The 22,866-nt window shown below is 73.8% G+C and carries 18 protein-coding genes and 2 pseudogenes; 7 read left to right on the forward strand and 13 right to left on the reverse strand.

From position 1 onward, the window contains the following. The 5 genes from GA0115240_RS10750 to GA0115240_RS10770 form a co-directional block, all read right to left on the reverse strand. Window positions 1-358 (reverse strand): SRPBCC family protein (locus GA0115240_RS10750; protein WP_370673315.1); only part of this gene is annotated, 358 nt, incomplete at its 3' end. 36 nt (window positions 359-394) lie between these two features. Continuing rightward, window positions 395-943, reverse strand: a complete 549-nt coding sequence (locus GA0115240_RS10755) for a dihydrofolate reductase family protein (RefSeq protein WP_093736447.1) — start codon at window positions 941-943, stop codon at window positions 395-397. Next, complete coding sequence (locus GA0115240_RS10760) at window positions 940-1,653, reverse strand: ArsR/SmtB family transcription factor (protein WP_093736448.1); 714 nt, start codon at window positions 1,651-1,653, stop codon at window positions 940-942. The genes GA0115240_RS10755 and GA0115240_RS10760 overlap by 4 nt, the downstream gene beginning before the upstream one ends. A 351-nt stretch (window positions 1,654-2,004) precedes the next feature. Further along, complete coding sequence (locus GA0115240_RS10765; RefSeq protein ID WP_093736449.1) at window positions 2,005-2,754, reverse strand: Mut7-C RNAse domain-containing protein; 750 nt, start codon at window positions 2,752-2,754, stop codon at window positions 2,005-2,007. A gap of 95 nt (window positions 2,755-2,849) precedes the next feature. Further along, window positions 2,850-3,671, reverse strand: coding sequence for an exodeoxyribonuclease III (locus GA0115240_RS10770; protein ID WP_256069655.1), 822 nt, complete (start codon window positions 3,669-3,671; stop codon window positions 2,850-2,852). Window positions 3,672-3,751: 80 nt separating this feature from the next. On the opposite strand from GA0115240_RS10770, the pseudogene GA0115240_RS10775 reads away from it, so the two are divergent. Then, a pseudogene (locus GA0115240_RS10775) lies at window positions 3,752-4,234 on the forward strand (GNAT family N-acetyltransferase); the annotation flags it as partial. Window positions 4,235-4,671: 437 nt separating this feature from the next. On the opposite strand, the gene GA0115240_RS10785 reads toward GA0115240_RS10775, so the two are convergent. Further along, window positions 4,672-5,877, reverse strand: coding sequence for a M14 family zinc carboxypeptidase (locus GA0115240_RS10785; protein ID WP_256069656.1), 1,206 nt, complete (start codon window positions 5,875-5,877; stop codon window positions 4,672-4,674). A 497-nt stretch (window positions 5,878-6,374) separates the two neighbouring features. Here GA0115240_RS10785 and GA0115240_RS10790 point away from each other — a divergent pair, with 497 nt between their 5' ends. Continuing rightward, the gene (locus GA0115240_RS10790) at window positions 6,375-7,163 is read left to right on the forward strand and encodes a response regulator transcription factor (protein ID WP_093736452.1); all 789 of its coding nucleotides are present in this window, start codon (window positions 6,375-6,377) and stop codon (window positions 7,161-7,163) included. Window positions 7,164-7,177: 14 nt separating this feature from the next. Continuing rightward, on the forward strand, window positions 7,178-8,296 hold the full coding sequence (locus GA0115240_RS10795) for a sensor histidine kinase (protein WP_093736460.1): 1,119 nt from the start codon (window positions 7,178-7,180) through the stop codon (window positions 8,294-8,296). Window positions 8,297-8,325: 29 nt separating this feature from the next. Here GA0115240_RS10795 and GA0115240_RS10800 read toward each other — a convergent pair whose 3' ends face one another. Genes GA0115240_RS10800 through GA0115240_RS10815 form a run of 4 tightly spaced genes read right to left on the reverse strand, consistent with a single transcriptional unit; the run spans window position 8,326 to window position 13,562 of the window. Then, window positions 8,326-9,285 carry a S66 peptidase family protein gene (locus GA0115240_RS10800; RefSeq protein ID WP_093736461.1) on the reverse strand — a complete coding sequence of 320 codons (960 nt, stop codon included), beginning with the start codon at window positions 9,283-9,285 and terminating at the stop codon, window positions 8,326-8,328. A 26-nt stretch (window positions 9,286-9,311) separates the two neighbouring features. Then, window positions 9,312-11,318 (reverse strand): prolyl oligopeptidase family serine peptidase, encoded by a 2,007-nt coding sequence (locus tag GA0115240_RS10805; protein ID WP_256069659.1) that lies wholly within the window; start codon window positions 11,316-11,318, stop codon window positions 9,312-9,314. Beyond that, window positions 11,315-12,736, reverse strand: a complete 1,422-nt coding sequence (locus GA0115240_RS10810) for a M20/M25/M40 family metallo-hydrolase (RefSeq protein ID WP_093736453.1) — start codon at window positions 12,734-12,736, stop codon at window positions 11,315-11,317. Before GA0115240_RS10810 ends, GA0115240_RS10805 begins: the two co-directional genes overlap by 4 nt. Further along, complete coding sequence (locus GA0115240_RS10815; protein WP_093736454.1) at window positions 12,729-13,562, reverse strand: M55 family metallopeptidase; 834 nt, start codon at window positions 13,560-13,562, stop codon at window positions 12,729-12,731. Before GA0115240_RS10815 ends, GA0115240_RS10810 begins: the two co-directional genes overlap by 8 nt. 454 nt (window positions 13,563-14,016) lie before the next feature. On the opposite strand from GA0115240_RS10815, the gene GA0115240_RS39005 reads away from it, so the two are divergent. Then, window positions 14,017-15,729, forward strand: coding sequence for an MFS transporter (locus GA0115240_RS39005; protein ID WP_176725037.1), 1,713 nt, complete (start codon window positions 14,017-14,019; stop codon window positions 15,727-15,729). 72 nt (window positions 15,730-15,801) lie between these two features. Here GA0115240_RS39005 and GA0115240_RS10825 read toward each other — a convergent pair whose 3' ends face one another. After that, window positions 15,802-18,240: an MFS transporter gene (locus tag GA0115240_RS10825; RefSeq protein ID WP_093736455.1), complete on the reverse strand. Its 2,439-nt coding sequence runs from the start codon at window positions 18,238-18,240 to the stop codon at window positions 15,802-15,804. Between the two features lie 296 nt (window positions 18,241-18,536). Continuing rightward, the gene (locus GA0115240_RS10830; RefSeq protein WP_093736456.1) at window positions 18,537-18,989 is read right to left on the reverse strand and encodes an SRPBCC family protein; all 453 of its coding nucleotides are present in this window, start codon (window positions 18,987-18,989) and stop codon (window positions 18,537-18,539) included. A 134-nt stretch (window positions 18,990-19,123) separates the two neighbouring features. On the opposite strand from GA0115240_RS10830, the gene GA0115240_RS10835 reads away from it, so the two are divergent. Continuing rightward, window positions 19,124-20,194, forward strand: coding sequence for an Rv2578c family radical SAM protein (locus tag GA0115240_RS10835; protein WP_093736457.1), 1,071 nt, complete (start codon window positions 19,124-19,126; stop codon window positions 20,192-20,194). Window positions 20,195-20,759: 565 nt separating this feature from the next. Continuing rightward, a complete protein-coding gene (locus GA0115240_RS10840) occupies window positions 20,760-21,296 on the forward strand; it encodes a GNAT family N-acetyltransferase (RefSeq protein ID WP_256069664.1) in 537 nt (178 codons plus the stop codon). A gap of 17 nt (window positions 21,297-21,313) precedes the next feature. Here GA0115240_RS10840 and GA0115240_RS10845 read toward each other — a convergent pair whose 3' ends face one another. Beyond that, window positions 21,314-21,742 carry an adenylosuccinate lyase gene (locus GA0115240_RS10845; protein ID WP_346267936.1) on the reverse strand — a complete coding sequence of 143 codons (429 nt, stop codon included), beginning with the start codon at window positions 21,740-21,742 and terminating at the stop codon, window positions 21,314-21,316. Window positions 21,743-22,074: 332 nt separating this feature from the next. Here GA0115240_RS10845 and GA0115240_RS10850 point away from each other — a divergent pair. Further along, window positions 22,075-22,866, forward strand: a pseudogene (locus GA0115240_RS10850) (3-hydroxyacyl-CoA dehydrogenase family protein); the annotation flags it as partial.

Consider the following 22,866-nt stretch of genomic DNA (forward strand, 5'->3'; position numbering starts at 1 on the left):
GGAGGTAGAAGTCGGTGTGCTTGTCGGCGCCGTCGTACTGGTTCTCCCAGTCGTCGACGAAGATGCCGCTGTGCACGTACCGCACCCACGAACCGCCGCCCTCACGCGGCTCGATGAGGTGTTCGAGCTGGTTGAAGGTCTGCTGCGGTACGCCGGCCGGGCTCTCGGTCCGGCCGGTGAGGTGGCGCGGCGGGTCCCAGGCGGTGACGGTGCCGCCGAAGGGGGCGGCGCCGCCCTCCCGGGGCTCGTACTCCATCGGCCACAGCCACCCGGCGGTGCCGGCGGTGACGGCCTCCCACACCTGCTCGGGGCGGGCCTCGACCTCGAATTCGCGGGCGATCTCGAACTGGTGGGACATGGTGCTTCACTGGCTCCTTACGGCACGAGGTGGTGGTCAGGGGCGCTGCGGCGCGTAGACGACATGCTGGACGCCGGAACCGAACGTCTCGGACGCGACCAGGCGCAGCGGGATGGTGGGCAGTCCCTCCTGGAACAGCCGCTTGCCGCGGCCGACCACCACCGGATCGATCAGCAGCGCGATCTCGTCCACCAGGCCGCCCTGAGCGAGCAGCCAGTGGACCAGGGTGGCGCTGCCCATCACGGTGATGTCGCCGCCGGGCTCTTCCTTCAGCCGGGCGATCGCGCCGGCCGGATCCTCGGAGACGACGGTGGAGTTGTTCCACTCGGCCTTGTCCAGGGTGCTGGACACCACGTATTTGGCCACGCTGTTCATGAAGTCGGCGCCGGGTTCGCCGGCCATGGCGGGCCAGGCGGCGGCGAAGCCCTCATAGGTGGTCCGGCCCAACAGCAGCGCGTCGGACGCCTGCATCCGGGCGGTCACCGCACGGGCCATGTCCTCGTCGAAGTACTGGTTGTGCCACTCGTTCGGCGCCTCCATCACGCCGTCGGCGGTCAGGAACTCGACGACGACCAGTTTTCTCATGATGACTCCTCGATCTGCGGGATCGCCCCGGGCGCCGCGATGTCGGCGGGGGCCGCGGCGTCGGCGGGGGCTTCGATGTTCGCGGGTGCGTCGGCGTTCGCACGTGCGTCGGCCTCGGCGGGCGCTTCGGACTTCACCGTCGGGTGCAGGGCGACGACGATGCGGTGCGGTCGGCCGCCGGCCGCGTCCGGCTGGTGGTACTTGGCGACCAGGGCAGTCACACCCCGGGTCAACTCCTCGACGAAGGCCGCACGTTCGGCCGCCGAGGCGAAGCGGACCTCGCCGTCCAGCGCGTAGGTGGCGACCCGCTGCCGGGCCCGGTCCGCGCCGGTGATGAGCATGCCGACGTCCCGGACCAGCCGGGCGGAGACGGCCAGCAGCCAGCGTGCGGAGAGCTGGTCGCGGAAGCGGGCCGGGTCGGGCTGCACCGCGGCCAGCGCGATCGGCGAGATCACGTAGGACGCGGCGGTCGCCCGCATCAGCCGCTCGGTGACATTGCCCTTGCGCCGCTCGCCGGACAACTCGACCAGGCCGTGCTTCTCCAGCGCCCGCAGGTGGTAGTTCACCTTCTGCCGCGGCAGACCGACCCGGGCGGCCAGCATGGTCGCCGAGGCGGGGCCGGCGGCCAGTTCGGCCAGCAGCCTGGCCCGTATCGGATCCAGGGAGACCGCCGCGGCCTCCGAGTCCTCGATCACGCTCACGTCCAACATGGCTTCAGGCTCTCACCGAACACTTTTTTTTGCCAGGGCGAAACACTTGTCGGTGGGGGTGGGGCGGGGTCGCCCCGTGGGCCCGCTCGGGTGGGTGTGCTGGGGTCGCGGCCGGACCTTCGCCCCGATGGGGGCTGGGCGCGCAGTTCCCCGCGCCCCTGCGGGGCTAGGCCGGCACCGGGCGGGCGCAGTGTGGGGCCGCCGAACGTGGGGAAAGCCGCCGTCGCGGCCGGACCCTCCGCACGATGGGGCTGGGCGCGCAGTTCCCCGCGCCCCTGCGGGGCACGCACGGGCGCGGTGCGGGGCCTGGGTCGTTCCCGGGCGGGTCCCGCAACGCAAGGCGGGTGGGGGCTAGTTGCTCGAGTGGGGCTTGGATGGTGGGGCGAAGGTGCGGATGGCGTCGGATACGACGGACTCGAGTCGGGCGTGGTGGGCGCCCTTCCAGTAGGCGCGGCCGCAGCGTGTGCATGCGGCGAAGGCGTCGTACGACTTCTGGGTGCCGTCCTGGAGGCGGTCGCCCAGGGATTCCTTGTCGGCCGGGCGCAGGAGGCCGTTGCAGGCGACGCAACGGGTCCAGGGGTGGAGTTCCGGGGCGAAGCGCCGCAGGATGTCGGGGAGTTGGCGGGCCGGGCGGTCGCTGTAGACGTAGGCGCCGGCCCACAGTTCGCGGCGGCGCAGCAGGCCGCGGTCGCGGGAGAGCAGCACGCGGCGCTCCTTGGCGGACAGCGCGGCCAGCGCCGGGTCGCCGATGTCCTCGTTCTCGTAGGCCGCGTCGATTCCCAGCAGCCTCAACCGCCGGGCGAGCGTGCCCAGATGGACGTCGAGCAGGAAGCGCAGGGGTGCGCCCGGCACTTGTTGGGGCTCGCTGACGGCCCGCACCGTCACGTCCTCGCCGTCGGCGGGCACGTGGCCGCGGGCCACCTCCCGCCCGTCCACGGTCAGTCCGCCCACCTCGGTGAGCGGCACACCGAGGGATTCCACCACGTGGCCGAGCGAGGACGCGCCGTCGGTGACCACGTCGGTGGACTCGCGGCGGCGGTCCGCGGCCAGGAAGACCCGGAGCTCCACCGGGACGCGAACGGTGATGTGCGGTCGGTTCACCGGCTCAGCATGCCATCGGCCCGCCGCCTGCGACCACATGGTTTCCCGTGCGCCGGGACCCGGCCGCGCGCTGTGTCCGCCCCGGAATCGGCGGGCTAGGCGTGCTGTCCGGGGAGGTCGTAGGTGACGGTCACCGGGGCGTGGTCGGACCAGCGCAGGTCGTAGGCCGCGGCGCGTTCGACCACGGCCGCGGTGGCGGTGCGGGCCAGGCCGGGGGTGGCGATCTGGTAATCGATGCGCCAGCCCGAGTCGTTGTCGAATGCCTTGCCGCGGTAGGACCACCAGGTGTACGGGCCGGCCGTGTCGGGGTGCAGGTGGCGGACCACGTCCGTCCAGGGGGTGAGGACCCGGCTGAGCCAGGCGCGTTCCTCGGGCAGGAAGCCGGCCGACTTCTGGTTGGCCCGCCAGTTCTTCAGGTCGGCCTCCTGGTGGGCGATGTTCCAGTCGCCGCAGACCAGGGCGTGGCTGCCGCCCGCGGCGGCCTTGGCGTGCAGATCGGTGAGGTGGTCGTGGAAGGCGTCCATGAAGCGGACCTTCTCGGCCTGCCGCTCGGTGCCGACGTCGCCGGACGGCAGGTAGAGGCTGCCGACGGTGAGCCCGGGGCCCACCTCGGGCAGGTCGATCTCCAGGTAGCGGCCGGACGCGTCGAACTCCGCCGAGCCGATACCGACCCGGACGTCGGCGGGCGCCCGGCGGCTGAAGACGGACACTCCGGCCCGGCCCTTGGCCGCCGCGGGCGCGTGGTAGGCGTGCCAGCCACGCGGGTCGCGCAGCTCCACCGGGAGCTGGTCCGGCTCGGCGCGGACCTCCTGCAGGCAGACGACGTCGGCGGGGGTGGACTCCAGCCAGGCCAGGAAGCCTTTCTTGGCCGCGGCGCGCACTCCGTTGACATTCACGCTGGTGACGATGATGGACACGCCCTGGACCCTACCGGGGCCCGCGCAGCGCAAGACACCCCACCGCCGTACACACGTGCGAATATCGTACGATGTTGGGCGTGGAGATCAGAACGACGCGCTATGACGCCCCCGACGCGGTGCAGCTCAACGACCTCGTGCAGCAGGAGTACGTGCGGCGTTACGGGGACGGCGACATCACCCCCATGCACCCGGCGCACTTCGAACCCCCGCAGGGCCTGTACCTGCTGGTCTACGACCCGGCGGGCGCCCCGGTGGCCAGCGGCGGCTGGCGGGCGCAGGACGGCTCGCCGGAAGGCTTCGAGGACGGGGACGCCGAGATCAAACGAATGTTCGTGGTGCCGGAGGCGCGCGGCAAGGGGCTGGCGCGGGCGCTGCTGGCCGAGCTGGAGGCGACCGCGGCGGCGGCCGGGCGGACCCGGATGGTGCTGGAGACCGGGCTGAAGCAGCCGGAGGCGATCGCGCTGTACCGGTCCTGCGGCTATTTCCCGGTACCGAAATTCGGCGTCTACCGGCACGACGAGCTGAGCGTGTGCATGGGCAAGGGGCTCGACCGCGGACCTCCGGGTATAGCGGGGGCGGGCCGCCGGCCGGGCTCGGGGGCGGAGCCGGACCGCTCAGCGCCGGCCGCGCCGCCGGCCGCCGATCCGCAGCGACAGGCCGATCAGCAGGCCGACGACGAAGGCGATCAGCAGGGCCGCCCACAGGCGCATGGTGACCTCGGGGATGATCAGGCGGATCCTGACCTTCCGGGTGTTCTCGAAGATGAAGATCGCGGCGAGGGCGATCAGCACCAGGGTGGCGATCCTGGCCGGCGTCATCAGCTCGCGGAAGGATCGACCGCCGACCTTGTCGGAACTCATCGCGTTCACCTGCTCCCGGCTGAGCGGTAACCCCTTGCGCCCATCATCGGCGCAGCAGCGGCCCCGCGGGCCGCGAGCGGCGCCGAACGGGTGAGTCCGCGCGGGGCCCGGGCGCTCGCGGGGGCCGCGGAGCGGCGCTACGCCAGCAGCTCCTCGTACACCGCGATGACGCTGCGTGCCTGCTGCTCGACCTGGTCGGCGACCGGCACCCAGCGGGGCCGGTAGGCCCTTTCGTACGCCTCGCACCACTCGTCGACCAGCCGGGTGACCGGCGGCTGGTCGGCGATCCGGCGCAGCATCGCGGCGGCGCGCAGCGGGATGCGCTGGGCGTAGACCTCGATGCTCGTGACGCGGGCGGTGGTCATCGGGGGCAGCGGGGCCGCGTCGGGCGGGCGGACCGCCGGATCCCACTCGGCGGCCAACCGGGGTCCGATGGCGACCAGTTCACGGACCGTGCGCAGCAGCGGGCCGCCGGCCCGGATCAATTGCGGGTCGATACGGCGCAGCACGCGGGCCACCATCGGCAGGTCGCGGCGCAGGGCGGCGCCGGCCTTGCGCAGGGCCCGGTCGGGGGCGGGGTGCGGGGTGGTGTCGGCGCTGCGGTCGCAGGCCCACATGGGCACCTCGATGATCGCGGTCACCCCGTCGTAGCGCTGCGCGTGCGCCCAGGTGGAGTGCGCGCCGTCGCCGGCCGCCGGATCGGAGGTGGGCGGCATCACATAGACGCCCGGGCCCGGGCTCGGCCACTCCAGGGCGTCGGAGGAGCCGCTCTCCAGCGGGATGTCCAGCTCGGCGGCCGACTTGCCGATCCGCTCGGGGACTCCGGGGATCTCGCTGGTGAGCTGGACGAAGCTGCCGCCCACGTCGATGCCGTGCAGCGAACACTGGAGCACCGGGCGCAGCCCGTCCAGCACGCCGACCAGCGCGCGGGTCTCGGGCAGCGCCGCCCCCGCCACCGCGCCGTCGTGGGGCAGCCACTCGGGCTGCTCGGCCGCGCAGGGCCGGAAGAAGTGCTCGTAGTGGCCGCGCAGGGTGTAGGGCCCGGGCAGCCACGGGTCGTTGAGCGCGGCGCCGTCCGGGTCGATGCACAGCAGGAAGTGCCAGGCGCTGCCGTCGTCGTCACCGCGCTCGCGTTCGGCGGCGATCTGCCCGGCCAGCCGCAGCACGGTGGCGCCGCCGACGGCCGCTTCGTTGGCGTGCGGGCCGGCCACCACCAGCACGTTGCGCGGTCCCTGACCGACCGTCAGCATCAGCAGCGGGCGGCCCGCGCGGGATCTGCCGACCGTCCGCAGGCGGCAGGTCTCCGAATACCGCAGCGTCAGCGCCCGGGCACCCTCGGTCACCTCTGCCGTCGTCGGATATCGCTCTCTCGTCACCGCAATCCCCCTGGGCGCCGGAGCACGGAGTGCCGCGACCGCCTTACGACCTCGGAGTCGATCCCGTTAGTAGGTCACGGCCCCGGGAGGGTGTCAACGGTGCTACTGGCAACTTTCTGCCCGTCGTTCCCGAACGTCACGGCGGTCGCGGACCGGACCACCGGCCGTACGGCAGTTGAGCGAGGACGCCGGCGACGGCTGCCGCAGAGGCACTACGCAGCCGCCGGGAATGCGCGGCCGGGTCCGCCGCGGGAAGCGGGCGGCCGCGGCGGTGCGCGGCCCGGGGTGTTGTTCGCCACTGCGGCACAGGGCCCGGGCGGTCGCCGGGGAGCGACTGCGCCCGCCGCCGACGGGCCGTGCGGGGGGTGTGCGGTGCCCGGCGCATCCTTACGGAATGCGGACGGCAGGGGGCGATGCCTACCGGATCATGGTGACTGTCAGTGGCGGGTGACAGACTCGACCGCATGAGCAGCGCAGCCGTATCCGTACCGCCCGGGGATCTGCCGCCCGGCCGCCGACGCATCCTCGTGGTGGACGACGACCCGACGGTCGCCGAAGTCGTGGCCGGGTATCTCGACCGGGCGGGCTTCGACGTGGAGCGGGTCGCGGACGGGCTGTCCGCGGTGAAGCGGGCGGCGGCGGTCCGGCCGGACCTGGTGGTGCTGGATCTGATGCTGCCCGGCATGGACGGCCTGGAGGTGTGCCGGCGGATCAGGGAGGACGGGCCGCTGCCGGTGGTGATGCTCACCGCCCGCGGTGACGAGGACGACCGCATCCTCGGCCTCGAGGTGGGCGCGGACGACTACGTGACCAAGCCGTTCAGCCCGCGCGAGCTGGTGCTGCGGGTGGAGTCGGTGCTGCGGCGGGCGGGCAGCACGCCGGCGCCCGGCCCCTGGCTGCGGTCCGGCTCGCTGGCCCTGGACCCGGCGGCGCGGCGGGCGCTGCACGGCGGGGCGGAGCTGCCGCTGACGATCAGGGAGTTCGACCTGCTGGCGTTCTTCCTGCGGCACCCGGGCCGGGTGCTGGGCCGCGAGGAGCTGATGCGGCGGGTGTGGGGCTGGGAGTTCGGCGATCTGTCGACGGTCACCGTGCATGTGCGGCGGCTGCGGGAGAAGGTCGAGGAGGATCCGGCCCGGCCCCGGCTGATCAGCACCGTGTGGGGTGTGGGCTACCGCTTCGACCCGGAGGGGGCGGACCCGTCCGGTTCCGGCGGCGGCGAGGGAGCCGGGGGCCACGAGGGAGGGCCGCAGTGAGCTGGGTGGGCACGGTGCGCGATCTGCTGGCCATCGCGGCCTACGCGGCCGTCGGTGCGGCGGCGGCCGGCCTGCTCGGCGCCCTGGTGCTGCGGATGCTGCGGCACCGCTCGGTCACCTTGTCGCTGGCGGTGGTGGCGGGGGTCACCGTCGCGGCGATGCTGGCCGGCACCTTGTCGGTGGCATGGGCGATGTTCCTGTCCGAGCACGACCTGGGGGTCGTGACGACGGTGTGCGCCATAGCCGCCGTGGTGTCGCTCGCGGTCACGCTGCTGCTGGGCCGGCAGGTGGTGGCGGGCAGCCGGGCGCTGGCCGAGGCGGCCCGCGCGTTCGGTGACGGCGACGCCTTCGCCGCGCCGCCGGGCCCGCCGACCGCCGAGCTGGCCGATCTGGGCCGGCAGCTGGCGACCACCAGCGCCAAACTGGCCGCGTCCCGGGAACGGGAGCGGGCGCTGGAGGCGTCGCGCCGCGAACTCGTGGCGTGGATCTCGCACGATCTGCGCACCCCGCTGGCCGGGCTGCGCGCCATGACCGAGGCGCTGGAGGACGGCATCGCGGTCGATCCGGCGCGCTACCACCAGCAGATCCGGGCCGAGGTGGACCGGCTCAGCGACATGGTCGGCGACCTCTTCGAGCTGTCCCGCATCCAGGCCGGGGTGCTCGCCCTGACCCCCATGCGCATGTCCGTCTACGACCTGGTGGGGGACGCCATCGCCGGCGCCGACCTGCTGGCGGCCGAGCGCGGGGTGCGGCTGGTCGGGGACGGGGTGGAGCCGATACCGGTGGAGGTCGACGGCCGGGAGATGAGCCGGGTGCTGGCCAATCTGCTCACCAACGCGATCCACCGCACGCCCGCCGACGGCACGGTCGCCGTGTCGGCCCGCCGGGACGCCGAATCCGACTCCGTGGTGCTCGCCGTCACCGACGGCTGCGGCGGGATCCCGGTGGACGATCTGCCCCGGGTCTTCGACACCGGCTGGCGCGGCACGGGCGCCCGGACCCCGCCGGCCGGCGCGGGCCTCGGGCTGGCCATCGTCCGCGGCATCGTCGAGGCACACCACGGCCGCGCCGCCGTCCGCAATGTGCCCGGCGGCTGCCGCTTCGAAGTGGTGCTCCCGGCCGCGCCCAGCTGAGGCCCGCGCGGGCCGGGACGCCCGGTCCGTCAGACGAGCGCCGGCACCTCCAGGGTGAGGGTGGCGGCGTCGGCGTCCAGGACGGCGGGCACGCCCAGCGGGATGGTCAGCGTGGACGGGCAGTGGCCGAAACCGAACTCCTCCACGATCGGCACGCCGAGACCGCCGAGCCGGTCCAGCAGCAGCGCCCGGACCTCCGGGTAGGGCCCGCACTCCTGCCAGGAGCCCAGCACGATGCCGGCCACGCCGTCGAGCCAGCCGGCGCGCAGCAGCTGGGTCACGATGCGGTCCAGCCGGTACGCCTCCTCGCCGACGTCCTCCAGCACGAGGATGCCGCCGGCCGCCGACCGGCGGCCCCGGGGCGTGCCCAGGTCGGCGGCCAGCAGACTCACGCAGCCGCCCAGGGTGACGCCTTCGGCCCGGCCGGGCACCAGGGTGCGGGCGGTCGGCGAGGTCAGCGTCTGCGCCTGCTCCGGGGTGAACAGGGTGCGCCGCAGATGGTCCTGGCTGGGGTCGTCCTTGACGAACGCCTCGGTGGCGGCCATCGGACCGTGCAGGGTGGCCAGGCCCAGCCGGGTGGCGAATGCCTCGTGCAGCGCGGTGATGTCGCTGTAGCCGATGAAGGCCTTGGGCGGCGCCGCGCGCATCGCCGGCCAGTCCAGCAGGTCCACCATCCGCTGCACCCCGTAGCCGCCCCGGGCGCACAGGACGGCCGCGAGGCTCGGGTCGCACCAGGTCCGGGTCAGGTCGGCGGCGCGTTCCCGGTCGCCGCCGGCGAGGTAGCCGAAAGGGTGCTCGTCCAGCACGTGCGGAGCCACCACGGGCTCCAGACCCCAGCCCCGGAGGATGTCCGCGCCCGCGTCCAGACGCTCGCGCGGTACCGGTCCGCTGGGCGCGACGATGCCGATCCGGTCGCCGGGTACCAGCCGCCGGGGGCGGATCAGCCCGGGCACGGGCCGTGCCTGTCCGCGCACGGGGTCGGCACTCATCGGGCCCGTGCGCGCGGAGCCGGCGCTCACGAGGTCAGCTCCAGGACCGGGACGCCCGCCGGGGTGAAGCCGAACACCTGGCCGTAGAGGGAGAGTTCGGCCTCCAGGGCGGTCACCATGGTGTCCAGCCTGCGGAAGCCATGGCTCTCGCCCTCGAAGGTGAGATAGGCGTGCGGGATGCCCCGCCCGGCCACCGCGGCCAGGAAGCGCTCGCACTGCACGGGCGGGCAGATGGGGTCGTCGAGGCCCTGGAGCAGCAGGAAGGGCACCGTGACCCGGTCGCCGTGGCTGACCGGGGACCGGTCCCGGTAGCGGTCGGGGACCTCGTCCACCGGTCCGACCAGGGACTCGAGGTACTGGGACTCGAAGTCGTGGGTCTCGCCGCCGTTCTTCGACCAGCCGGTGAGGTCGAGGATCGGGTAGATCACCGTGCCGCAGGCGTAGGTGCCGGTGGAGGTGAGCGCCGCCGCGCTCGTCCACCCGCCGGCGCTGCCGCCGCGGATGGCGAGCCGGGCCGGATCGGCCGCGCCCTCGGCGACGAGGCCCTCGGCGACCGCGGCGCAGTCCTCGACGTCGACCACGCCCCACTGTTCGCGCAGCCGGTTGCGGTAGGCGCGGCCGTGACCGGTGGAGCCGCCGTAGTTCACCTCGGCGACGCCGATGCCGCGCGAGGTGAAGTAGGCGACCTCCAGGTCGAGCACCATCGCGGCCCGGCTGGTGGGGCCGCCGTGCACCCACACCACGTAGGGGGCGGGGCCGTCGGCCGAGGGGTCGGGGCGGTCCGGATGGCGCGGCGGATAGATGTGGGCGTGCACCTCGCGGCCGCCGGGTCCCTGGAAGACCCGGTGGGCGGCCCGGGGGATGTAGGCCGGGTCCACCGTGTCGTGGTGGGCGGCGCCGATCACCCGGGTGCGGCCGGTGGCCGCGTCGAGCTCCACGATCTCGTAGGAGGTGGCGGCGCTCGCCGCGATGCCGATCACCCGGCTGCCGGTGGCCGCGAGGGCGGGCGCCCACTCGCTCCAGTGGCCGGGCGGGTCGGTCACCTGGCCGGTTGCCGGGTCGAGCAGGCCGAGCCGGGGGGCGCCGACGCCGTGCAGGACGGCGACCAGGCCGTGGTCGAGCGGCGCGAACCAGCGCTGGCCGAGCTTCCACAGCGGCCCGCCGAATTCCTCGGCGCGCGGGCAGAGGTTGACCGCCTCGCCCGTCGCGGGGTCCACCCGGTGCACATTCCACCAGCCGGTGCGGTCGGTGGCGGCCAGCAGGGTGCCGTCGGTGGCCCAGTCGGCCTGGGCCACCGACTCCTCGGGCCCGCCGATGAGGGTGCGGGCGGCGCCGAACACCCCGGTGGCCGGGTCGAGGTCGGCGATGCGCAGTTCGGTGCCGTCCCACGGCATCCGCGGGTGGTCCCAGGCCAGCCAGACCGCCCGGCGGCCGTCCGGGGAGAGCCGTGGGCCGGTGACGAACCGGTGGGCGGCGGCGGCCAGTTCCCGTACCGCGGCGCGATCGCCGGCCGCCGAACCGTCGAGCGGCACCGCGGCCGGCACCCGCCGGACATCGGTCGGCAGTCCGCCGGTGAACTCCTCCAGCACGCCCCAGACCTCGCCCCGGCCGGGGTGCACGGTGAGGTCCGCCCAGCGCAGCCCGTCGCCGACCGGGGAGAGCGGGCTGAGCGGATAGGGCGCGCTCTGCGGCCCGTCCGGGCGGAAGGCGTAGAGCCGCTGGTCGCCGTGGTGGACGAAGACGATCAGCGGCGCGCCGTCGACGATGGCGCCGGCCCAGGGGGTGCCGCCGTACTCGATGACGCGGCTGCGCACGTTCCACGGGGCGGGCAGCGGGCACTCCTCGGTGCCGTCGGCCCTGCGGCGGACCAGCGCGCGGCGGCCGGCCTCGGCGGGCCGGGGCGCGGTCCACCAGACCTCGTCGCCCACCACGCCGACGTACTCGGGGTGGCCGTCGTGGGCGGCGGCGATCGCGGCGTCCACCGGCGAGGGCCAGGTGCCGTAGGCGGTCTGCTGCCCGGCAGGGGTGATCACGCGCCGACCTCCCCGTCCCGCGCGCCGGAGGCTCCCGCCGCGGCCGGTGCCTGGGCGGTGCCGGCGCCGCGCATGAAGCGGTCCAGCACCCGTACCCCGAAGTGCAGCGCGTCCACCGGCACCCTTTCGTCGACGCCGTGGAACAGCGCCTGGTAGTCGAAGCCGGGCGGCAGCTTGAGCGGCGAGAAGCCGTAGCCGGTGATGCCGAGCCGGGAGAACTGCTTGGCGTCGGTGCCGCCCGACATGCAGAACGGCACCACGTGCGCGCCCGGGTCGAAGTGCTCCAGCGCCTCCCGCATGGCCGCGTAGGCGGGGGCGTCCACCGGCGCGGTGAGCGGCACCTCGTGGTGGTAGTACTCCCAGGCGACATGGGGCCCGGTGAGCCGGTCCATGGTGCTGGTGAACTCCTCCTGGCCGCCGGGCACGATCCGCCCGTCGACGAAGGCGCCGGCGACACCCGGAATGACGTTCACCTTGTACCCGGCGTCCAGCATCGTCGGGTTGGCGCTGTTGCGGACGGTGGGCCGGACGAAGGCGGCGGCCGGGCCGATCCGGTCCAGCAGCGCGTCCACGTCGTCCAGGTCGGCGGGCAGCCCGTGCACGGCCGCCAGTTCGGTGAGCGCGGCCCGCACGGTGTCGGTGATCCGGACCGGCCAGCGGTACTCGCCGATCCGGGCGACGGCCGCGGCCAGGCGGCTCACCGCGTTCTCGTCGTTGACCTTGGAGCCGTGGCCGGCCCTGCCGTGGGCGGTGAGCTTCATCCAGGCGGTGCCCCGCTCGCCGGCCGCGACCGGGTAGATCCGCAGGCCCTCGCCGGCGTGGAAGGTGTAGGCGCCGGATTCGCTGATGGCCTCGGTGCAGCCCTCGAAGAGGTCGGCGTGCTGCTTGACCAGGTACCCGGCGCCGTAGGCGGCGCTGTCCTCCTCGTCGGCGGTGAAGGCGAGCACGATGTCGCGGGCCGGACGCTGGCCGGTGCGGACCCAGGAGCGGACGGTGGCGAGCACCATCGCGTCGGTGTTCTTCATGTCGATGGCGCCGCGGCCCCAGATCACGCCGTCGCGGATCTCGCCGGAGAACGGCGGCACGCTCCAGTCGGCGGCCTCGGCGGGCACCACGTCGAGATGGCCGTGCACCAGCAGTGCGTCGGCCGCCGGATCGGTACCGGGAATGCGGGCCACCACATTGGCCCGGCCCGGGGCCGACTCCAGGATCCGCGGCTCGATGCCGGCGTCGGCGAGCTGCTCGGCCACGTATTCGGCGGCGAGGCGCTCCGTGCCGTCACCGCCGCCGCGGTTCGTGGTGTCGATCCTGATCAGGTCGGAGGTGAAGCGCACCGCTTCGTCCAACGCCCGGGCGTCGACGCCTGTCGGCGGCCCGGAAAGGACGGTCTTGTGTCCGGCCTGCTGCTGCTCAGCCATACTGCTCCTCCACGGCCTGCGAAACGAGTGTGGTGACGGCCTTGAAGGCCCGGATGCCCTCGTACATGGTCGGCAGGGTGTAGGACACCCGCCGCTCCCCGCTGCGCTCCACGCCGGGCACCACGGCCGCCGCTCCGGCCAGGTGCACCGCGTCGAACTCCAGCTCCACGGTGAACGGTCCGGCCTGCGCCGGTTCGTGCCGCACGGCCAGCGCGGCGGCCTCCTTGGCGGCGGCGCGGATGTGGGCGGCGGTGCGGGCGGGCGGGCGGCACACGGCCGCGTACCGGGAGACGTAGTCCTTGACGGCGACGGTGCGGGCCTGCGGCGCGTACCCCTGGGCGTCGACGCCGGTGCGGTCGTCGCCGGTGACCAGCACGACGGGGACGCCGTACTCGGCCACGACCAGGGCGTTGAGCCGGCCCTCGCTGGCCGGGGCGCCGTTGACCCACACGCCGGTGATGGAGTTGGCGAGGTAGGTGTGGGCGAGCACCCCCTCGGTGCCGGCTCCGGTGTGGTAGCCGACGAAGGCGATGCCGTCCACGTCGCCGTGCTGCACGCCTTCGACCATGGACAGGTCCTTGTGGCGGCCGGTGAGCATCTCGGCGCGCTCGTCCAGCTTCTCCAGCAGCAGGTTGCGCATGGTCCAGTGCGCCTCGTTGACGAGCACCTCGTCCGCGCCGCCGTCGAAGAAGCCTTGCACGGCGGCATTGACGTCCGAGGTGAACATATGGCGGCAGCGCTGCCACTGCTCGCTGCCGGGCAGCACGTCGGCCGGCCAGGTCACACCGGTCGCGCCTTCCATGTCCGCGGAGATCAGGATCTTCATGCCGAGCACGTTACGCGGCGGCGGGACACCGCTGCCAGGGGTGGCGGGCGCCCTGTGGATAACTTCAGTGGTCTAGACCTCAATGGATCAGTCCGCACACGGCACGACCAGCGGTTTCGCCGCCGCCCCGACCCGGATCCGACCCGCTTCGAACTCCCCGATGTCCAGCGGCTGTTCCACCGCGGCCGGCCGGCCGCGCACACCGGCCCGCCGGGGCTGCCACCGGTCGTGTCCCGCCCTTCATCGCGGATTCACACGGTCATGGCAACGGCGTGGTCGGACTCCGTTACCGGGGTAGGCAAAGCAGGAAACCATGCGCACGCCCGCGCATAAGCAACCGAACCGGCCGTGCTAGCGTCCAAACTCTCTGTTCGAACCTTGCTCCGGAGCCGGGTTCGATCCCGCCGGACGGGACCGGCCGGGATGCTCAGTCTCCGCAACCGGAAGAGGCCACGTGACCACCTGGCAGCCCGCGCGCTTCGCCGTCGTCCATGGTCCGAGGTCCCTGATCCGGCGGGTCGACCCGCGTCACCCCATTCTCATCGCCACCGCCCTGGCCGCGGTCCTGCACCTGCTGTGGGCGCTGTATCTGGCCAAGGACTCCGGTGACATGGCCGCGCAGTACGCCTGGACCAATTTCATACGGGCACACCCGTCGGCCTCGTACAACCTGTCCTGGTACGGCGGGATGCACCCGGCGTCGTACAGCATCCTCTCGCCGTACATCATGGCGGCGCTCGGCGTGCGGACCACCGCGGTGCTGGCCGGCACCCTGTCGGCCACGCTGGCGGCGGCGCTGCTGCTGCGGGCCGGAGTGCGGCGTCCGCTGCTGCCCGTGCTGTGGACGGTGTTCGCTCTTTGGTGTGATGTCGTCTCCGGGCGGGTGACTTTCGCGCTCGGCATGCTGTTCGCCCTGGTGGCGACGGTGCTGCTGTTCCCGGCCGAGCGGGCTCAGCGCGGCCACTCCTCCCGGCTGGCGGTGGCGACGGCGATGGGGGCGCTGGCCACCATGTGCAGCCCGGTGGCCGGGCTGTTCCTGCTGGTGGTCGCGGCGGCGCTGTTCCTCACCAAGCGCCGCAAGGACGCCTACATCCTGGCGGCCGGCCCGCCGTTGGTGGTGGGCGCGACCTCGCTGCTGTTCCCGTTCTACGGCGTGCAGCCCTTCAAGTGGTATTTCGCGATCATCCCGCTGGCCGTCTCGCTGGTGATCGCCAAGGTGGTGCCGAGATCCTGGCGGTCGATCCACCTGGGCGCCTCGGTGTACGCGCTGGGCGTCCTGCTGACCTGGGTCGTTCCGTCACCGATCGGCAGCAACGTGGAGCGGCTGGCGCTGCTGTTCGGCGGCACCGTGATGCTGATCGTGGCGATGGGCAGCACCTGGGGGACGCGGCGCACGGTCGCGGTCTGGCTGGCGTTCGCCGGAGTGGCGGCCTGGCAGATCACCAAGCCGATCGTCGACCAGGTGACCACCTCGGCGCTGCCCTCCCAGGTCAAGCACGCCGCGCCGCTCATCTCCGAACTGCGCGGCGTCCGGGCCGACCGGGGCCGGGTCGAGGTGGTGCCGCTGCGCTCGCACTGGGAGGCGTCGGCCCTCTCGCCGTACGTCAATCTGGCCCGCGGCTGGAACCGCCAGGCCGATGTGGAGCGCAACCCGCTGTTCTACGACGGCACCCTCACCCCTGACGCCTACCGGGACTGGCTGCGGCGCTGGAGCGTCAACTACGTCGTGCTGCCCGCCGACCGGCCGGACAACGCCGCGGTGGCCGAGGCGAAGATAGTGGCCACCGGGCAGAGCTGGCTGCATCCGATCTGGCACGACGCGAACTGGCAGGTGTTCAAGGTGACCGGCGCCGAGCCGCTCGCCGATCCGCCGGCGGTGGTGGACGAGGCGGGGCCGGCCGAGCTGACCGTCACGATGCCCCGGGCCGGCTCGGTGCTGCTGCGCATCCCGTGGTCCCCGGTGCTGGGCATCGAGGGCGCCACCGACGACAAGCACGGCTGTGTGACCGCCGACGGCGACTGGACCCGGCTGTACGCCCCGAGCGCCGGCAAGTACCGGATCGGCGGCAGCTACGCGCTGATCCGCGGCACGCAGTGCGACAAGGACGAGGTCAAGGACGACGACGGCGCGCGGCCGACCCCCTTCGCGTCGGCCGCCGACCGCTGACCGCCCGCCCCCTGCTTCCCCCGCCCGCGGGCCGGACCCGAAGTCGCCGCGCGGGCACCGGCCTCGGCCTCCTCAGTCCTCGTGCCCGAGCTGGATGTCCCGTTCGGTACGCCCGCCGCCGGCCACCTGGAGCACCGTGGCCACCGGCGGATAGCCCGCCGCGATGACCGTGTACTCGCCGGCCGCCAGGTCCACGAACCGGAAGTGCCCGTCCGCGCCGGTGGTCACCGAGTCGACCACGTTGCCCGCCGCGTCCAGCAGCGTGGCCCGGGCGTCCTCCACCAGCCGGCCGCCCGGGGCCCGTACGATTCCGCGCAGCATCGCGCCACCGGCCAACTCCACGTCCTGGCGGGTCTCCCGGGACGCCTGGACCGACACCGGCAGCGCCGCCGGCCGGAAGGCGGGCGCGCTGGCCGCCAGGGTGTACTCCCCCGCGACGAGTTCGGTCAGCGTGTACAGGCCCTCGCGTCCGCTGCGGGCGCTCGCCACCACGTCGCCGCGCACGTCGGTGAGGGTGACCACCGCGTCACGGACCGGGGTGCCGTCGGCGGTGCGTACGGTGCCGGCCAGCCGGCCGGCGCCGCCGAGCACCACGTCGAGCTCCACCGGGTGGTCGCCCACCGTCACGCTGACCGCCTGCGGCTGGTGGCCGCCGGCCGCCGCGATCAGGACGTAGCTGCCGCCGCCGGGGGTGCTCAGCGCGTACCGCCCGTCCTCGCTGGTGGCGCCGCGGCCGACCTGCCGTCCGGAGACGTCGATCAGGGTGAGGGCGGCGCGGCCGACGGTGGTGCCGTCGGAGTGCTGGACGGTGCCGCACACCGCCACCCCGCCGAGCTGCGGTCGCCGGGCGCCGGGCAGCGCGTCGGGACCGGCGGAGCCGTTGAGTTCGGTCAGGATGCCGCCCGCCTGGCTGGGCAGCGGCCCGTAGGACGAGTCGAAGGCGGGGTCGTACGCGGGGTCGTAAGCCGTCGGGGCGGCGGGGCCTTGCTGGGACACCAGAGGTTTCTCCTTGAGCAGGAACGCGAAAAGGAAGCCGAGGACGAGGACCGGGACCAGGTAGAGGAAGATCCGGGGCATGGCGTCGGCGTAGGCGTCGACGTAGCCCGCGCGGACCGGTCCGGGCAGGGTGCGGACCAGTTGCGGGGTGACCGACTGCGGGTCGGGCAGCCGGACGCCGTGCGGGAGTTCGGCCGCCAGCCGGGCGGTCAGCCGGTTGGCGAACAGGGTGCCGAAGACCGCGGCGCCGACCGAACCGCCGATCTGCCGGAAGTAGTTGTTGGCGCTGGTGGCGGCGCCGACGTCGGCGGGCGGCACCGAATTCTGCACGGCCAGCACCAGGACCGGCAGGATCAGGCCGATGCCGAGGCCGAGCACCGCCATGTAGACGCTGTACTCGGCCCGTGAGGTGTGCGCGTCCAGCAGCGACAGCAGATACATGCCGATCGCGGACAGCGCGCCGCCGACGACGGGGAAGACCTTGTAGCGGCCGGTGCGGCTGATCAACTGGCCGCCGACGATGGAGGCGAGGACGACCCCCAGCATCATCGGCAGCATCAGCAGCCCGGAGCCGGTGGCGCTGGCGCCCTCCACCATCTGCAGGAAGGTCGGCAGGTAACTGGCCGCGCCGAACAGGGCGACGCCCACGACGCCGCCGATCAGCGCCGCGGTGACGAAGACGCCGTCCCGGAACAGCCGGAGCGGGATGACGGGTTCGGCGGCCAGGCGCTCGGTGAGGACGAAGAGCAGCCCGCACAGCAGGGCCCCCGCGCCCAGGCCGAGGATCTCCCGCGACCGCCAGCCGTAGGTGGAGCCGCCCCAGGTGGTGAGCAGCACCAGGCAGGTCGACCCGGCGGCCAGCAGCAGGGCGCCGAGCACGTCCAGCTTCGGCCGGGTCGCCGGTTTGGGGAGCTTCAGAACGGTGCTGATGACGCCCAGGGTGACCAGGCCGAAGGGGATGTTGATCGAGAAGCACCAGCGCCAGGAGGCGTGGTCGGTGAAGAACCCGCCGAGCAGGGGCCCGGCGACCGAGGCGACGCCGAAGGCGGCACCGATCAGGCCCATGTAGCGGCCCCGCTGCCGGGGCGGCACGATGTCGGCGATGATGGCCTGCACGCCGATCATCAGCCCGCCGCCGCCGATGCCCTGGATGGCCCGGAACGCGATCAGTTCGTCCATGGTGCGGGACCAGGCGGCCAGCGCGGAGCCGGCCACGAAGGTCAGGATCGCGAACTCGAAGACGATCTTGCGGCCGAACAGGTCGCCGAGCTTGCCGTAGATCGGCAGGCCGATGGTCGAGGCCAGCAGGTAGGCGGTGACGACCCAGGACATCTTGTCCAGGCCGTGCAGTTCGCCGACGATCTTCGGCAGCGCGGTGGCGACGATCATCTGGTCGAGCGCCGCCAGCAGCAGGGCCAGCATCAGGCCGACGAAGACCAGGCGGAGGCGGCGCGGGGTCAGCTCGCCGGCCTCGCCGGCCGCCGCGCCGGCCGGCTCGCCCGGCCGCCGCACCATCTGCTCCCGCCGGGCCGTCCGCCTGGCCCTCTGCCGGGGCCTCCGTCCGGCCCTCCGGCGGCGGAGCGTCCTCGGCCTCCGCCGCCCCGCGCTCGATCAGGGTGCCACTCACCGCTGCCCGCTCCCCTCGTCCCGCCTGCCTCGCCACCGTGTCCCGCATGAGGCGACAACGACGCATGGACGCGACGATTCTCAGGAAGTTGGCAAAACCACCCTTACCAGTGAATGTTCCGCGGAACCGGGCCGGGTTGGTTGGGCCGGGGGGCGCGGGGCGGGGCGGGCCGGGCAGGACCGCGTCAGGCGGCCGGCTGCTCCACCTGCGCCGCCAGCGACGCGAGCACCTCGTCGTAGATCCGGCCCAGCCCCTTCGGCGCGAAGGTGCGCTCGAAGAAGCCGCCGACGCCCCCGGCGCCCTGCCAGGTGGTGCCGACCACGACCTTGCTGCGGCCCTCGCCCGCCGGGGTGACGACCCAGGTGGTGACGAGCGTGGAGTTGCGGTCGGTCTCGACGAGCTGCCCGGGGGTGGGGGCGGTGACATCGAACAGGCAGTCCCGGACCCGCTTGCTGGTGGCCTGGAGCTTCCAGTGCACGAGGGTGCCGGCGCCCTTGCCGCCCTCCCGGACCTCGTACTCGCTGAACTGCCCAGGGAGCAACCGGCCGCGGGTCCCGGCGTAGTCGGCGAGCGCGTCGTACACCCGCTCCGGCTCCGCCTCGACGATGCGCTCCGTGGTGGCCTCGACCAGCGCCATGACTTCTCCTCGGTTCGGTCTGCGTAACGCGCCGCGGCGTGCGTGTCGCGTGTCGCAAAGCCAACCACACTCGCTTTTCGAATTTATGTTCTATTGTGGGGCGAGAGGACGGGGACCGACCGGAGGAGGGCGCGATGCGCTGGGACCAACTGGGCCGCAACGACTCCGAGGGCGCGCTGTTCGGTACGGACGTGGTGACCACCCGTACCTTCGACACCCCGGGCTTTCGCGGCATCACCTTCCACGAGGTACGCGCCCGCACGGTCCTCAACCGGGTGCCCGGCGCCTCGCGGATGCCGTTCGAGTGGACGATCAACCCGTACCGGGGCTGCAGCCACGCTTGTGTCTACTGCTTCGCCCGCAAGACCCACAGCTACCTCGACCTCGACACCGGGCACGACTTCGACTCGCAGATCGTGGTGAAGATCAACGCACCCGAGCTGCTGCGCCGCGAACTCGCCTCGCCGCGCTGGCAGGGCGAGCACGTGGCCATGGGCACCAACGTCGACTGCTACCAGCGGGCCGAGGGCCGCTATCGGCTGATGCCCGGCATCCTGGAGGCGCTGCGCGACCGGGCCAACCCGTTCTCCATCCTCACCAAGGGCTCGCTGATCCTGCGCGACCTCGAACTGATCCGGCAGGCCGCGACCGTGACCGACGTGTCCATCGCGCTGTCCATCGGGTTCGTGGACAGCGAGCTGTGGCGCAGCGTGGAGCCCGGCACGCCCTCCCCCGACACGCGGCTGGCGGTCTGCCGCACCTTCGCCGAGAACGGCATAGCCCCGGCCGTCCTGATGGCCCCGGTGCTGCCCTTCCTCAGCGACTCCCCCGAGCAGCTGCGGGCCACCGTCCGGGCGATCGCGGCGGCGGGCGCGGGATCGATCACCCCGCTGGTGCTGCATCTGCGGCCGGGCGCCCGCGAGTGGTACATGGCGTGGCTGGGCCGCCACCATCCGCATCTCGTGCGGCGCTACGAGACGATGTACGCGGGTGGGTCCTACGCGCCGAAGTGGTATCAGCGGCAGGTCACCCGCCAGGTGCACGAGTTCGCCACGGAGTTCGGCTGCGGGCCGTCCCGGGCCGGCGGGGCGCGGCGGCTGCCGGTGGAGCAGGACGCGGTGGCGGTTCCCGGCGCGGGCGGCGGCGACGTTGCCGGCGCCGGCCGTGGTGCGCCGCCGGAGGGTGTGCAGCTCACACTGCTGTGATCGACGGGGCCCGCCCCGCGACGGCTTCCCTCCCACGCCGACGAGTGGCCGGCGACCGGCCGTTCGCGCGGTTCCCCGCGGGCCGGCGACGCCCGCAACGGCTTCCCATGCATCCCGACCGGCGGCCGGTGACCGGCTGGCCGCGCAGTTCCCCGCGGGCCGGCGACGCCCGCAACGGCTTCCCATGCATCCCGACCGGCGGCCAGTGACCGGCTGGTCGCGCAGTTCCCCGCGGGCCGGCGACGCCCGCAACGGCTTCCCATGCATCCCGACCACCCGCCGGTGACCGGCTGGTCGCGCAGTTCCCCGCGCCCCTACGGGGCACACCCCACGCCGAGAGATCACCGCGGCCCGGCGAAGCCCGCAACGGCTTCCCAGGCATCCCGACCACCCGCCGGCGACCGGCCGGTCGCGCAGTTCCCCGCGCCCCTCGCGGGGCCCGGCAACGCCCGCAACGGCTCCCCATTCATCCCGACCATCCGCCCGGGCCCGGCAGACCCCACGCCGGGCGGGTGCGGGGCGGGGCGGGGGCGGCGCGCGGCTGGCGGGGGATTAGGGTCGGATCGTGGTGGGCGTGCGGGGGATGGTCGAGGGGGATGTGGTCGCGGTCTCCGCGATTCGGGTGGCGGGCTGGCGGGCGGCGTACGCCGGGCTGGTGCCGCAGAGTTATCTGGACGCGATGGACGTGGCCGAGGACAGTGCGCGCCGGCGGGCGTTGCTGGCGGCGGGTGCGGGCCGGGTACGGAATCTGGTCGCCGTGGAGGCGGCCGGCGACGGGGCCGAACACGTTGTGGGGTGGGCGGCCTTCGGGCCGTGTCGGGGGGAGCCCGAGGACAGCGCGACCGGTGAGCTGTACGCCCTGTACGTACGCCCCGACCGGATCGGCACCGGGGCCGGCCGGGCGCTGACCGCCGCGGTGATCGGGCAGGCGGCCGAACACGGGCGGCGGGACCTGGTGTTGTGGGTACTGGCCGACAACTCGCGGGCGCGGCGTTTCTACGCCCGGGCCGGCTTCAGCCCGGACGGGTCCGAGGCGACGGACACCTACGACGGGGTGCCGCTGCGCGAGGTGCGCTACGCGCGGGGGCTGCGGGAGCTGTAGCCGGCCGAGCCGCCCGCTCACTGCTCGTCGGCGGCGGCACCCCCCAGGGCTTCCAGGCCCTGCGCGCAGGCCCGCGCGATGTGTTGGTGGGCCGGCCCCGGTTCGGCGCGCAGCCGCCGGAGCGTCTCGGTGAGGGCCGGTACGGCTTCGGGGGCGCGCAGATCGACCAGCAGGTCGATGGCGGGCAGTGCGTAGGCCACCCGCAGCGGATTGGTGGCCAGCGCGGCGGCGGCCCGGCCGGTGCGCGGGTCGCCCAGGCGCAGCAGCGCCCTCGCCGCCTGGCGGGCCAGGGCCTCGTCACGGTAGTTGAGCAGCAGGGCGAGGGTCTCGAACGCCCGCCGGTCCCCCGCCTCGGCCAACTCCACCGCGGCGGCCTGGCGTACCTCCAGCGGCTGCCCGGGGGCGGTGAGGACAAGGGCCAGTCGGTCGCGTGCGGCGGAGTCCATCGGTTCACTGTAGGGCTGCGGCGCCGGCGGAACGGTTCGGCGCCCCGCTCATCCGTCCACCGGTCCGGATCAGATGCGCGAGGGGGCTGGCGGCGAAGTTACTCGCCGGTTACCCTCGGGGTGCCAGGTGTTCGTCGGTCGGTGACGCGACTGCGGGCACCCGCAATTGGCACGTCGGTTCGGCATCGCAGGCGGGGCCCCGGGACAGGGCCCGCCACCGTTCGCGCGGGCGCGCGGGGACAACTCCCGCGAAGGGCCCGCGACTCCACCTCCTCAAGCCGCTGAGGCGCGCGTCAGCGCCCCGCGGTTCCCCAAGCGTCTGGAGTCCCGCGATGGACCGTCCGTCCGCACCCGCACCCGCGCCCGCACGCCCGGTCGACCGTTCCCCCGACCCGTCGACCGCCCCCTCCCCCGCACCGCTTTCCGTCGTGGCCGTCGTGGGCCTGGGCACGATGGGGACCGGAATTGCCGAAGTCCTCACCCGCGGCGGCCACGAGGTGATCGGGATCGACCTCGGCGACGCCGCCGCCCGCCGGGCGGTCGCCGCGCTGGAGGCGTCCACCGCGCGGGCCGTCGCGCGCGGGCGGATGTCCGCCGCCGAGCGGGCCGACGCGCTGGCCCGTTTCCGTACCTTTCCCGAGCTGGAGGCCGCCGCCGCGGCCGATCTGGTGATCGAGGTGGTCAACGAGCACTACCCGACCAAGCGCGAGGTGTTCGCCGCCCTTGACCGGATCGCCCGGCCGGGCGCGATCCTGGCCACCGGCACCAACGCGCTGTCGGTGACCCGGCTGGCCGCGGAGACGGCCCGTCCCGACCGGGTGCTCGGACTGCACTTCTTCGCCCCCGCGCCGGCCATGAAGCTGGTGGAGGTGGTCTCCACCGTGCTCACCTCGCCGGCGGCGACCGCGGCCGTCACCGCGCTGGTCCGCGCGCTCGGCAAGGAGCCGGTGCCGGTGGGCGACCGGCCCGGATTCATCGCGGACGGGCTGCTGTTCGGCTACCTGAACCAGGCAGCGGCGATGTACGAGTCCGGCTATGCCACCCGGGAGGACATCGACGCCGCGATGCGGCTGGGCTGCGGCCTGCCGATGGGCCCGCGTGGCGCTGCTGGACCTGATCGGTGT

It is taken from the genome of Streptomyces sp. DvalAA-14 (assembly GCF_900091855.1).
Lineage (GTDB): Bacteria > Actinomycetota > Actinomycetes > Streptomycetales > Streptomycetaceae > Actinacidiphila.

Bases quoted from the DNA above. Each gene is read 5' to 3' on its own strand.
- GA0115240_RS10755 (WP_093736447.1), bottom strand. From the start codon at position 943: ATGAGAAAACTGGTCGTCGTCGAGTTCCTGACCGCCGACGGCGTGATG.
- GA0115240_RS10760 (WP_093736448.1), bottom strand. From the start codon at position 1,653: ATGTTGGACGTGAGCGTGATCGAGGACTCGGAGGCCGCGGCGGTCTCC.
- GA0115240_RS10790 (WP_093736452.1), top strand. From the start codon at position 6,375: ATGAGCAGCGCAGCCGTATCCGTACCGCCCGGGGATCTGCCGCCCGGC.
- GA0115240_RS10800 (WP_093736461.1), bottom strand. From the start codon at position 9,285: ATGAGTGCCGACCCCGTGCGCGGACAGGCACGGCCCGTGCCCGGGCTG.
- GA0115240_RS10810 (WP_093736453.1), bottom strand. From the start codon at position 12,736: ATGGCTGAGCAGCAGCAGGCCGGACACAAGACCGTCCTTTCCGGGCCG.
- GA0115240_RS10815 (WP_093736454.1), bottom strand. From the start codon at position 13,562: ATGAAGATCCTGATCTCCGCGGACATGGAAGGCGCGACCGGTGTGACC.
- GA0115240_RS10825 (WP_093736455.1), bottom strand. From the start codon at position 18,240: ATGGTGCGGCGGCCGGGCGAGCCGGCCGGCGCGGCGGCCGGCGAGGCC.
- GA0115240_RS10830 (WP_093736456.1), bottom strand. From the start codon at position 18,989: ATGGCGCTGGTCGAGGCCACCACGGAGCGCATCGTCGAGGCGGAGCCG.
- GA0115240_RS10835 (WP_093736457.1), top strand. From the start codon at position 19,124: ATGCGCTGGGACCAACTGGGCCGCAACGACTCCGAGGGCGCGCTGTTC.
- GA0115240_RS10845 (WP_346267936.1), bottom strand. From the start codon at position 21,742: ATGGACTCCGCCGCACGCGACCGACTGGCCCTTGTCCTCACCGCCCCC.